This is a genomic window from Pseudarthrobacter naphthalenicus (assembly GCF_029076445.1).
Classification (GTDB): domain Bacteria; phylum Actinomycetota; class Actinomycetes; order Actinomycetales; family Micrococcaceae; genus Arthrobacter; species Arthrobacter naphthalenicus.
In genome coordinates, this window is record NZ_JARESG010000009.1 from 49,784 (window position 1) to 61,514 (window position 11,731).

Annotated in this window: 10 protein-coding genes and 1 tRNA gene; 5 read left to right on the forward strand and 6 right to left on the reverse strand. The window is 66.4% G+C overall.

What is annotated here, in order from left to right; all coding sequences use genetic code 11:
* Positions 1-51 precede the first annotated feature (51 nt).
* From PY310_RS10645 to PY310_RS10670, 6 genes are all read right to left on the reverse strand, one after another.
* Positions 52-351 (reverse strand): protealysin inhibitor emfourin, encoded by a 300-nt coding sequence (locus PY310_RS10645; RefSeq protein ID WP_275214355.1) that lies wholly within the window; start codon positions 349-351, stop codon positions 52-54.
* Positions 352-411: 60 nt separating this feature from the next.
* Positions 412-1,530: a M4 family metallopeptidase gene (locus PY310_RS10650; RefSeq protein WP_275214356.1), complete on the reverse strand. Its 1,119-nt coding sequence runs from the start codon at positions 1,528-1,530 to the stop codon at positions 412-414.
* A gap of 136 nt (positions 1,531-1,666) precedes the next feature.
* Positions 1,667-1,742, reverse strand: a tRNA-Arg gene (locus tag PY310_RS10655).
* A 121-nt stretch (positions 1,743-1,863) separates the two neighbouring features.
* Positions 1,864-3,438 (reverse strand): FAD-dependent oxidoreductase, encoded by a 1,575-nt coding sequence (locus tag PY310_RS10660; protein ID WP_275214357.1) that lies wholly within the window; start codon positions 3,436-3,438, stop codon positions 1,864-1,866.
* Positions 3,435-4,307, reverse strand: a complete 873-nt coding sequence (locus PY310_RS10665) for an FAD:protein FMN transferase (protein ID WP_275214358.1) — start codon at positions 4,305-4,307, stop codon at positions 3,435-3,437. The genes PY310_RS10660 and PY310_RS10665 overlap by 4 nt, the downstream gene beginning before the upstream one ends.
* Before the next feature lie 3 nt (positions 4,308-4,310).
* Positions 4,311-4,784, reverse strand: a complete 474-nt coding sequence (locus PY310_RS10670) for an FMN-binding protein (protein ID WP_275214359.1) — start codon at positions 4,782-4,784, stop codon at positions 4,311-4,313.
* Positions 4,785-4,965: 181 nt separating this feature from the next.
* Here PY310_RS10670 and argS point away from each other — a divergent pair, with 181 nt between their 5' ends.
* Genes argS through thrB form a run of 5 tightly spaced genes read left to right on the forward strand, consistent with a single transcriptional unit; the run spans position 4,966 to position 11,527 of the window.
* Positions 4,966-6,615: an arginine--tRNA ligase gene (argS, locus tag PY310_RS10675; protein WP_275214360.1), complete on the forward strand. Its 1,650-nt coding sequence runs from the start codon at positions 4,966-4,968 to the stop codon at positions 6,613-6,615.
* A complete protein-coding gene (gene lysA, locus PY310_RS10680; protein WP_275214361.1) occupies positions 6,615-8,114 on the forward strand; it encodes a diaminopimelate decarboxylase in 1,500 nt (499 codons plus the stop codon). The genes argS and lysA overlap by 1 nt, the downstream gene beginning before the upstream one ends.
* Positions 8,115-9,443 (forward strand): homoserine dehydrogenase, encoded by a 1,329-nt coding sequence (locus tag PY310_RS10685; RefSeq protein ID WP_275214362.1) that lies wholly within the window; start codon positions 8,115-8,117, stop codon positions 9,441-9,443.
* Positions 9,444-10,550 (forward strand): threonine synthase, encoded by a 1,107-nt coding sequence (thrC, locus tag PY310_RS10690; protein WP_275214363.1) that lies wholly within the window; start codon positions 9,444-9,446, stop codon positions 10,548-10,550.
* A gap of 2 nt (positions 10,551-10,552) precedes the next feature.
* Positions 10,553-11,527, forward strand: coding sequence for a homoserine kinase (gene thrB, locus PY310_RS10695; RefSeq protein ID WP_275214364.1), 975 nt, complete (start codon positions 10,553-10,555; stop codon positions 11,525-11,527).
* Positions 11,528-11,731: the final 204 nt, after the last annotated feature.

Consider the following 11,731-nt stretch of genomic DNA (forward strand, 5'->3'; position numbering starts at 1 on the left):
GCCAGTCTACTGGGGCTCGCACCATTCCGGCGCTCCCCTCCGTACGGCCGGCTATTGAGACCGTTCCGCGGCGGCCCGGGCACTGTCGATGAGGACGCGCCAGGGACCGGTCACCTGCTGCTCCGGCAACGCCGCGCGACGTTGCCCTGCCCTGATGGCATAGATGAAGCGGTCCGGCTGGCTGGCTTCCGCTTCGGCGGCGGCTGCCCGGACTGTCTTGGGTACCGCATCCCACGGGCAGGCCTCGACAATGGGCTGCCACTCGCTCATGGCGCTTTCCGTTTCAGCGGTAACGGTCCACACCCGTGTCAGCGCGGCAATCCCGCCGGTGCGCTCCACGCTAATTTTCATGGCCGGGTTCCTGGGCTTTCCTGCAGCCGGGCTGCCACCTGCCGGCAGCCAAGCGTTGGCTTAAAGCTTGACCTTCACAGTTTCCCACGCCTTCCGGACGGCGTCATGTTCGGCGGAACCGGACCCGAACAATTCGGCGGCTGAAGCTGCGGTGGCCCGCGCGAAGACGCTGAAGGTGGCGGCGGCAGGCAGGGATCCGCCGGTCAGGGTCTCATACCAGATGCGGCCCGGCGCCTCCCAGGCGTTGCCGCCCAGGGCTGCTGCGGCCAGGTAGAAGGCCCGGTTGGGGATGCCGGAGTTGATGTGGACGCCGCCGTTGTCCGCGCTGGTCCGCACGTACGAGTCCATTGAGTCCGGCTGGGGGTCCTTACCCAGGACGTCGTCGTCATACGCGGTGCCGGGAGCTTTCAGGGACCGCAAGGCCTTGCCCTGCACCTGTGCCGTGAAAAGTCCCTCACCGATAAGCCAGCTGGCCTGGTCGACGGACTGCTTCCTGACATACTGCTCAACAAGCACGCCGAAGACGTCAGACAGGGACTCGTTGATGGCGCCGGCCTGGTTTCTGTAGGCGAGTCCGGCAGAGAACTGTGTGACTCCGTGCGTGAGTTCGTGTCCGATAACGCTCAGTGACCGCGTAAAGCGTTCGAAGACCTGGCCGTCGCCATCGCCGAAGACCATCTGCTGGCCGTTCCAGAAGGCATTGTCATACAGCTTTCCGAAATGAACGGTGGCATCCAGTGGCAGGCCATGGCCATCGATGGAGTTGCGTCCAAAGGCGTCGGCGAACAGGCGGTGCGTGTGCCCGAGGCCGTCATAGGCCTCGTCCGTTGGCAGGTCTCCCGATTCCGGGTCACCTTCCTTGCGGACAAGTTTGCCGGGGAGTGTTTCGGAGCCTGCCGCATCGTAGATGCTGCGGTTTGGCGGTCCGGGCTGGACGTCGCGGAATGCCGGCGGCGCGGCGGGCTGAGGCGCTGTCCTGGCTGACTGGACCGACCGTATATGGCTCAGTGCTTCCTTGGCCGCCCGCGCGGCGGACAGGAGTTCCGGCGCATCCTGACGGGCCAACCGCCGCAATAAGTAGGGCGGGATGATGAAGCACCGGCCGCTGGTTTGATGCCGGCCCTGTGGCTGTTCAGCTGACGGACGCTGGCCTGGCAGCTGGTGGTCTGGTAAGTGCATAACGTACCCCCTCGGATGGTGGCATCAGCCTACGAGGGGTCACAGACAATTTGATGGAGGCCCGCGGCCGCGCTTCGAAAGCGCTTGCCGATGCACAGAAAACCCCACCGCGCCTGGCGCGGTGGGGTTTTCATGTTGGTGCCCTCGATAGGATTCGAACCTACGACCTTCTGCTCCGGAGGCAGACGCTCTATCCCCTGAGCTACGAGGGCAATTCAGGGATCCTGCCGTTGCTGGCGGGACGTCCTAGAGCTTAGCAGGAAGGTGGCCCGCAATGAAAAACGGAGCTTACCGAGCCTTTCCGGCGAGCCGAAACGCCGCCCCCGCGATTCTTCAGTAACCGGCAAACGAGTCCACACGCACCCTGCGCGCACCCGCCTCCCTCGCGGCACGGCGCAGCGAAGCAACGCTTGAGGGGGCCCCGGAGACGTAGACGGTACGTTCTGCGATGTCAGGCACCAGCGCCCGCAGGGAGGTTCCGTCCAGCCGGGGCGGGGAGTCAACGCCGCCCGGCCCCGCGGCGCCGGCGTCGGCTCGGTTTCCGGCGTCGGCAATGAACGACGGCGGGATGGAACCATCGGCGAGGCGGGCCACCATCCGCGCACCGCACCCTTCCAGTTCCCGGGCATACGCTATCTCCGCTGCGTTCCGTTCCAGCAGCAGGAGGACCACATCCCGGTCCCGCCCGGCGCCTGCCGCCAGGTGCGCGAGGTACGGTGTGACACCAATGCCGGCGGCAATGAGCAGCACCGGCGTTCGCGGGTCGCGCGGCAGCACAAAATCCCCGCCCACCGAGGTAGCGGTCACCGGGTCGCCGGGCTCCAATGCCAGGAGGGCCTTCTTGGCGGCTGACAGCGGCTCGGCGGTCCGCACCCCGAACGTGACTGTCGCCGAGCCCGGGGCGCTGGTCAGGCTGAAGACCCGGCGGCGGCCCTTCCCGTCGGACTTGTCATGGGGCAGGTCCAGTTCCATGAACTGCCCGGGCAGATAGCGGACCGGGCGGGAGGGGTTAAAGCCGAACTCGGTGGTGCTGGGCGTCAACGTCCGGGAACCGGTGAAGGTCAGCCTCAGCGCGCCCCGCTGGCCCAGCACAAACGCCAGCAGGTTGCCCACAAGCAGGGCCAGTTCGGGGGAGTTGGCGAAGAACCCGACGTTGTACGGCACCGCAAACACCACCCCCACCACGGCCGCCAGCCCGAGCTGCTGCCAGCGGCGCGGCGGCAGCGTCAGCGGCTCGGTCAGCATAAAGCCGACGAAAAAGAGCAGCGGCCGCTGTGCCACGGCCTGCCAGAGCGCATCGCCCGGCGTCGTCCCTGCCTGCAGCAGTTCCGAGGTCACTACCGCGGCGGCAACCACCAGGAAAACTGCGGCCATGAGGAACTTCCGGGTGCGGTGCAGCACCAGCACGATGCCCGGCACCAGCAGCCACAGCATGGCAGGGGTCGCCGCCCACCACGTCGCTATGTTCAACCCGGTGAGGCCGGTCACGAACGCCCCGGCCGCGGCAGGGTTGAACACGTGCCGCCCACGCCACGCAAGCGCATACTTGGACGCAGAAGCCAGCACGCAGGCCAGGGCCACCCCCGCCATATCCATGGGGGCAAACGACGGCCAGAAAAGGAAGTACAGCAGCAGCCCCGTGATCAGCGACGACTCTGAATGCGGCCGGACATGGAACACTGCGGCGAGGACCCGGTTGGAGGCATAGGTCAGGCCCAGGCAGAGGGCCAGGTGCACCACCATCTCAGGAATGCCGAAAGTCAGCCAGCCGAGCGCGTCCAAAACCACGCTGTACGCGGCAAGCGCCGCGAGCACCAGGAGGATCAGCCGGTACATCGTGTACTTTCCCAACCATGCGTCCAGCCGGCCGGCCGGCGAAACCGCCGTGGGGGTGTCGATGGGGCTCATGTGAACAACGTCCCTTCAAATCCGGCCGAATAGGCGGCGCTTCCATCGGAAAATACTGTCAGCCAGGAGAACTCGAAGCTGCGCTCCAGGTCAGCGCCCGGGACGAAGAACAATGCGGTGGCCAGCGCGTCAGCCAGCATGGTGCTGGCCGCCATGGTCCAGGTGGCCACGGCTGTGCTGACGGGCCGGCCCGTGGTGCCGTTCAGGACGTGATGTAGCCCGTCCCCCCAGGCACGGCGGTTGGCGGCAGAGGCACACAGCGCGCCGCCTGCCAGGTCCACCGTGCCGATGGCCCTGGCAGGATCATACGGGTGCTCCAGGCCCACCCTGATGACGTCCGGACCGCTGTACAACAGGTCCCCGCTGGCATCGATCAGGTAGCTGTTGTGGCCATGCTGACGCAATTCGACGCCCAGAAGATCCACCAGCTGGCCCTTGCCGGCGGCGCCAATGTCCAAGACCACGGGCGCACGGTTCGTGAGGACTGAACCGTCCCAGTCCAGGGAATCCTCCCAGCGGGGCGCCGCCAGGGGAGGGCCCGCCTGCCGCAGTGAGTAGTCGCCGTCGTAGCCCAGCTGCTCAAGGCTGCTGCCGATCAGCGGCGTCATCGCCCCGGCTGAGAGGCGGTACAGGGAGCGGTATAGCTGCCCGAGCGGTGCAGCCTCCGGCGGAAACTCATGCCGCCCCGGCTCACGTGCCATGGCGCTGGCGGTGGAATCCGGACGGAACCGTGACCACGCGCCGTCGTACGCTTCCACCACGGCCAGGAGCCGGGCCCGGACACCCGCCGAAAGGGCCCGGGGCGTACTAATCTCCCAACGGGTGCCGATCCCGTCGAAGCGGAACTCCTCCAAGCCGGGCTGCGGCACGGCCTAGCGGGCCTCTGACTTGATCTTCTCTACCGCCTGGTTGAACCCGCCGCTGGTCAGGGACGAGCCAGCAACCTTGGACACCTTCAGCTGGTCAATGTTCCTGCCCACCACCTGGGCGGCGATTCCGCCGGCGAACTCGCCCTGGAACTTGCGGGTGTTCGGGTTGGAGGGGTGCTGGGTGATGTTGACCGCCTTGACCGTCCCGGCGGCAAGCGTTAATTCCACGCCCACTGTTTCGGTGCCGTTCGGGGACACATAGGTGCCATCGGCGTTGTACGTCCCGTCTTTATAGTCGGACCCGCTGCCGGCCAGGGAGGACGAGGTCCCGGACGGGGTGCTTTCGCCCGCGGAACTGTCGTTAGCGGACGGCGGCGTTGCCCCTTGGGTTGCCGTGGGCGCGCAGCCGGCCACGGTTCCGACGAGGGACAGGCCGGCCAGGCCGGCGAAAACACTCTTGCGGACTGACGGTCTCATGATGGGGCTCGTTTCGTGGGCTGGGTGCTTACGGTGTACTCAACGTCGGATTCAGCGTAATGGTTCACGCTGAGAGCCAGCCGCGAGGCTGGCTCAGTTAAGCCGGTCCGCCGGCTGGGACCCCAAGTCACCCGTCATGGCTCAAATTCCTCCACGTGGCGGGCGCCGGTAGGCTAGAGGGGTGACTCCCGAAGAACTCTCCCTCGCCATATCCGCCTGCCTGAAAGATGCCGTCGCTGCCGGCGAAATCGGGCTTTCCGCGTCTGCAGTTCCTGCCGAGGTGCGGGTGGAGCGACCAAAGAACCGGGATCACGGTGACTGGGCCACCAATATCGCCCTGCAACTGTCCAAGCAGGCCGGCACCAATCCGCGCGAGTTCGCCACCATTTTGAGTGCCCGGCTCAAGACCATCAACGGCGTTTCGGCCGTGGACATCGCGGGTCCGGGCTTCCTGAACATCACCGTGGACGCTGCGGCCGCGGGGGCCCTGGCGAAGGCCATCGTGGAAGCCGGTCCGGAGTACGGCACCAACACCGCGCTCGCCGGCCATACCGTCAACATGGAATTCGTGTCGGCCAACCCCACCGGGCCCCTGCATATCGGCCATACCCGCTGGGCAGCCCTGGGCGACGCCATCGCGCGGGTCCTCCGCGCATCCGGCGCCGAGGTCACCGCCGAGTACTACATCAACGACGCCGGCACGCAGATGAACACGTTCGCCCAGTCGGTCTACAACCGGCTCCACGGCCTCCCCGTGCCCGACGGCGGCTACCCCGGCCAGTACATTGCGGACCTCGGCCACGAGGTACTCAGCGAACACCCGGACATCCGTGAACTGACCGAGGTCGCGGCGATCCCCGTGATCCGCGCCGCGGCCTACGAGGCCCAGATGAAGGACATCCAGGCCACGCTCGCGGATTTCGGCGTCGAATTCGACGTGTTCTTCTCCGAGCAGGAACTGCACGACGCCGGCGCCATCGAAAGTGCCGTTGCGCGGCTGCGCGAGCAGGGCCATGTGTTCGACGACGGCGGTGCGGTGTGGCTGCGCACCACGGACTTTGGCGATGACAAGGACCGGGTCATGATCCGCGCCAACGGCGAGCCCACCTACTTCGCGGCTGATGCCGCCTATTACCTGTCCAAGAAGGACCGCGGTTTCACCGAGAAGATCTACCTCCTCGGCGCGGACCATCACGGCTACATCAACCGGCTCAAGGCCATTGCGGCGGCCGCCGGAGATGACCCCGAGGTCAACATCGAGGTCCTGATCGGCCAGCTGGTCTCCGTCAACGGCGCCAAGTTGTCCAAACGTGCAGGCAATATCATCGAGCTCAAGGACCTCATCGACTGGCTTGGCAAGGACGCGGTCCGCTACTCGCTGGCCCGTTTCCCGGCGGATTCCCCGCTGACCCTGGACCCGGACCTGCTCAAGAAGCACAGCAACGAGAACCCGGTGTTCTACGTGCAGTACGCCCACGCCCGTACCCGCGGCGCGGCACGGAACGCCGTGGCCGCCGGCGTTGACCGGAGCGCCTTCGAGGCCTCCCTGCTGGACCACGCCACCGAAAACGAACTGCTCTCCTACCTGGGCAGCTACCCCTCCATCGTGGCCAAGGCCGCCGAACTGCGCGAGCCGCACCGCATCGCCCGCCACCTTGAGGTCATCGCCGGCGCCTACCACCGCTGGTATGACGCCTGCCGCATCGCCCCCATGGGCGACGAGCCGGTCACCGACGTCAACCGCACCCGTTTGTGGCTCAACGATGCCACCAGCCAGGTCCTGGCCAACGGACTGGACCTCCTTGGCGTCTCCGCGCCGGAACGGATGTGATGGCAGTGCCAAAAACCAACCACCAGGCCGCCTCCCCGCTGGCCCCTGATTGGCTCGCCGTTCCGGCTGATCTGAACGTCCTGCATCAGCCGCTGTGGGCCGGTGACGTTGACCGGAACGGCGACGGCGAACTCGCCATTGACGGCATCCCGGTCAGCGAGCTCAAAAGGCAGTACGGAACGCCGCTCTTTGTGCTGAGCGAGACCGATTTCCGGGAGCGTGCCCGCTCCTTCAGCGACGCGTTCAACAACGCCTTCGCTGACATCTGCGGGGGAGTGGACGTCTACTACGCCGGGAAGTCCTTCCTCTGCACCGCCGTGGTGCGGTGGGTCGAGGAGGAAGGCCTGCGGCTGGACACCGCCTCCGGCGGGGAACTGGCAGTCGCTGCACGGGCCGGCATCCCCGGCGCGGACGTGGCCCTGCATGGAAACAACAAGTCCGACGCCGAAATTCACCGGGCCCTGGACATGAAGCTCGGCCGGATTGTGGTGGACAGCCTGGACGAACTCCAGCGCGTCGCCAGGATCGCGGAAAACCGCGGGGAGCAGGCCAAAGTCATGCTGCGGCTGACTCCCGGCGTGCACGCTCACACCCACGAGTTCATCGCCACCGCCCACGAGGACCAGAAGTTCGGCCTCTCCATGGCGGAGGACACCACCGAGCAGGCAGGTCTGTCCGCGGCGGAAGAAGCCGTGGCGGCCGCAACCAACTACCCAGGCATCGACCTTCTCGGGCTGCACTGCCACATCGGTTCCCAGATTTTCGAGCCCGACGGCTTTGCCCTGGCAGCCGAGAAGCTCCTTCGCTTCCTTGCCGCCATGCAGGAAAAGTACTCCATCGTGATGCCCGAACTGGACCTGGGCGGCGGGTACGGCATTGCCTACACCCCGGTGGACACCCCCCGGCCCGCAGCCGAGATCGCGGAGGCGATGGCCGCCGTCGTGCGTTCCACGTGCGCAGACCTGGATATCACCTCCCCGCGGATTTCCATTGAGCCGGGCCGCGCGATTGTGGGCAGCACCACCTTCACGCTGTACGAGGTGGGCACCCTGAAGACGGTTCGCGTGGACGCGCCCGCCGTTGGAACAGCCGGGACAGCCCAAACAACCGGAACCCCGCCGGAAAACGTTACGCACCCGCGCCGGTATGTGTCGGTTGACGGCGGCATGAGCGATAACGCCCGGCCGGTGCTGTACGACGCGGATTATTCGGCTGTTCTCGCCTCGCGCACCTCGGACGCGGCGGCGCAGCTGTCCCGCGTAGTGGGCAAACATTGCGAGAGCGGCGACATAGTTGTTAGAGATGTATATCTGCCCGAGGACGTGGCAGCCGGTGATCTGCTTGCTGTACCGGGAACCGGCGCCTACTGCTGGGCCCTCTCGAGCAACTACAACTATCTGGCCCGGCCGGGCGTTGTCGCGGTGCGCGACGGATCTGCCCGGCTGATTGTCCGCGGGGAAACCGAACAAGATCTGCTCAACCGCGACATGGGAGTCTGAATGACTGAATTGCGAACCCTGAAAGTAGCCCTCCTGGGCTGTGGCAACGTTGGGGCCCAGGTTGCGCGGATTCTCATTGAGGACGCCGACACCCTTGCCGCCCGCACCGGCGCCCGCCTTCAGCTCAGCGGTATCGCCGTGCGCAACGTGAACGCACCGCGCGACGTTGAGCTGCCGCCGGAACTGTTCACCACGGACGCCGAGACCCTGGTCAAAGACGCGGACCTGGTCATCGAACTGATGGGCGGCATCGAGCCGGCCCGCACCCTGATCCTCTCCGCGCTGCAGAACGGCGCTTGCGTGGTCACCGGCAACAAGGCGCTGCTGGCCCAGGACGGCCCTACCCTCTACGAAGAGGCCGACAAAGCCGGCGTGCAGCTGTCCTACGAAGCGGCGGTGGCCGGTGCCATCCCCATCCTGCGCCCCATCCGCGACAGCCTGTCCGGGGACCGGATCACCAAGGTGATGGGCATCGTCAACGGAACCACCAACTTCATCCTCGACCAGATGGATTCCACCGGTGCCCAGTTCGCCGATGCCCTCGCGGAAGCCCAGCGGCTTGGCTACGCCGAAGCGGACCCCACGGCGGACATCGAGGGCCACGACGCAGCGGCCAAGGCCGCGATCCTCGCCACCCTGTCCTTCCACACCCGGTTTGCCCTCGAAAACGTCCACTGTGAAGGCATCACCTCCGTCACCGCCGCGGACATCGCCGCGGCCAAGGACGCCGGTTTTGTCATCAAGCTGCTGGCCATCGCCGAAAAACTCCCGGCCGCAGGCACGGAAACAGGCGGCGGCGAAGGCGTTTCGGTGCGCGTGCACCCCACGCTGCTCCCGCGGGAGCACCCCCTGGCCGCCGTCCGCGGAGCGTTCAACGCGGTGTTCATCGAGGCCGAAAACGCCGGAGAACTGATGTTCTACGGCCAGGGCGCCGGTGGCACCCCCACGGCGTCTGCCGTCCTGGGTGACCTGGTGTCCGCGGCCCGCCGCCTGGTGCTGGGCGGTCCCCAGCGGACCGAGACCACCACCGGGCACGTTCCGGCACTTCCCATTGATGCGGCCATCACCAGTTACTACATCGGCCTGGACGTGGCCGATCAGCCCGGTGTCCTGGCCCGCATTGCCAAGCTTTTCGCGGAGCACGGTGTGTCCATCGAAATCATGCGGCAGACCATCCACAAGGAAGCCGGCTCCAGCACGGAGTCGGCCGAACTGCGGATTGTCACGCACCGCGCGTCCGAGGCTGCCCTTGCAGCCACCGTCGAGGCTGTGAAGGGCCTGGACGTTATCAATTCAGTGACATCCGTTCTGCGGGTAGAAGGAGTCTAAGTGGCTCACCAATGGCGCGGCGTTATCCGCGAATACGCTGACCGTCTGCCCGTGACGGAATCCACCCGGGTCATCACCCTGGGCGAAGGCGGCACTCCGCTGGTCCACGCGCAGAAGCTGTCCGAACTGACGGGTTCCACCGTGTACCTGAAGGTCGAGGGCATGAACCCCACCGGCTCGTTCAAGGACCGCGGCATGACCATGGCCATGACCGCCGCCGTTGAATCCGGCGCCAAGGCCGTGGTCTGTGCCTCCACCGGCAACACTTCCGCTTCGGCCGCCGCCTACGCCACGGCCGCCGGCCTGAAGTGTGCCGTGCTGGTCCCCGAAGGCAAGATCTCCATGGGCAAGCTGAGCCAGGCCATCGCGCACGGCGCCACGCTGCTGCAGGTGGACGGCAACTTCGACAACTGCCTGGACATCGCCCGGAAGCTGGGGGAGTCCTACCCGGTGTTCCTGGTCAACTCGGTCAATCCTGCCCGTATCCAGGGCCAGAAGACCGGAGCGTTCGAGATCGTGGACTCCCTTGGTGACGCCCCGGACATCCACGTCCTGCCGGTCGGAAACGCCGGCAACATCACGGCCTACTGGAAGGGCTACAAGGAGTACTCGGCCCCGTTCGAATCGGCTACGGCCGGCACGCTGGCGCCCGTGTCCACCAAAACGCCGCAGATGTGGGGCTTCCAGGCTGCCGGCGCGGCTCCGTTCGTAGCCGGCCACCCCATTACGGAACCGGACACCATCGCCACTGCCATCCGGATCGGCAATCCTGCTTCCTGGGACGGCGCCATTGCGGCCCGCGACGAGTCCGGCGGCTTCATCGACGCCGTGACCGACGAGCAGATCCTGGATGCGCACCGCTGGCTGTCCGCCCGGGAGGGCGTTTTTGTGGAACCGGGCTCAGCAGCGGGGGTGGCGGGCCTCCTGAAGAAGCACGCCGCGGGCGAAGTACCATCCGGCAAGACCATTGTCATCACCGTGACGGGCCACGGCCTCAAGGATCCCCAGTGGGCCCTGCGCACCGAAGACGGCAGTGAGGTGCAGCCGGTCAAGGTCTCCAACGATGTTGTCACCGTTGCAGCTGCACTGGGACTGGAAGAAAAGTAGCCTTGGAAACCACCGCGCCCACTACCGTTGCCCTGCCCCTCATTGAGGCAGGGCAGCGGGTCACCGTGAGGGTCCCCGCCACCAGCGCCAACCTCGGTCCGGGCTATGACAGCCTGGGCCTGGCCCTGGCACTGCACGACACCCTGACGGTGGAAAGCCTGGAGACCGACGAGCTCCTGTTCGAGCTCAGCGGCGAGGGTGCGGACACCTTGCCCCGCGATGCCAGCCACCTTGTGGTCCGGGCCATGGAAGCCGCCTTTTCCCGGCTCGGCTACCGGCACGGCGGCCTCCGGATCACGGCAACCAACGTCAATCCGCACGGGCGCGGCCTGGGCTCTTCCGCCTCCGCAGTGGTGGCGGCAGTGTCCGCCGCCAACGCCATGGTGCCGGCGCCCGGGCAGCGCGGACGCGACTGGATCCTGCAGCTTACCAGCGAAATGGAAGGCCATCCGGACAACGTCGCGCCAGCGATTTTCGGCGGACTCGCGCTGTCATGGCAGGACAGTGACCAGTACAGGAGCACCTGCGCAACCGTGGTGGATTCGGTCATCCCCATTGTGGCCGTTCCGGACTTTGAACTGTCCACCGAAGCGGCCCGGGCGCTGCTGCCGGCCTCGGTGGGCCACCATGCCGCAGCCATGAACTCCGGCCGGGCGGCCCTGCTGATCCATGCGCTGACGCAGAAGCCGGAATTCCTGCTCGCCGGTACTGAGGACTACCTCCACCAGAGCTACCGGGCGGAGGCCATGCGCCCCAGCGCTGCGCTTATCCGGGTACTGCGCGGTGCAGGCCACGCAGCAGTTGTTTCCGGCGCCGGGCCCACGGTCCTGGTCCTGGCCAACGGCGAAGCTGAGGCCGCGGAAATCCTCGCACTGATCGGATCCTTCACGTCTGAGAACACGCCGGGCATCGGCTGGCGCGTGCTGAAGCTCGCAGTGGACGTCGAAGGTGCTAAGGTGGATTTACACCGGCGGTAATTCCGCCTATCTGATCCGCAACTGCATTTCAGTTGCATCTGGTCGTCTACTGCGCAATATTTTCCGGTGTCGCCTGCTTGGTCTGTCGCAGGAATCTGCAGCAAGAAGTGTCTGCCCCTGAAGCGTCAGTCCAGCGCCCCGTCATTAATCGGTGCGTGAGGTGAATCAGTATCCGGCCCTGCTGGCCGAAATCCAACCGGCAAG

Coding starts and splice junctions, on each gene's coding strand:
- PY310_RS10660 (WP_275214357.1), bottom strand. CDS start 3,438: ATGAGCCCCATCGACACCCCCACGGCGGTTTCGCCGGCCGGCCGGCTG.
- PY310_RS10670 (WP_275214359.1), bottom strand. CDS start 4,784: ATGAGACCGTCAGTCCGCAAGAGTGTTTTCGCCGGCCTGGCCGGCCTG.
- lysA (WP_275214361.1), top strand. CDS start 6,615: ATGGCAGTGCCAAAAACCAACCACCAGGCCGCCTCCCCGCTGGCCCCT.
- PY310_RS10645 (WP_275214355.1), bottom strand. CDS start 351: ATGAAAATTAGCGTGGAGCGCACCGGCGGGATTGCCGCGCTGACACGG.
- PY310_RS10650 (WP_275214356.1), bottom strand. CDS start 1,530: ATGCACTTACCAGACCACCAGCTGCCAGGCCAGCGTCCGTCAGCTGAA.
- PY310_RS10685 (WP_275214362.1), top strand. CDS start 8,115: ATGACTGAATTGCGAACCCTGAAAGTAGCCCTCCTGGGCTGTGGCAAC.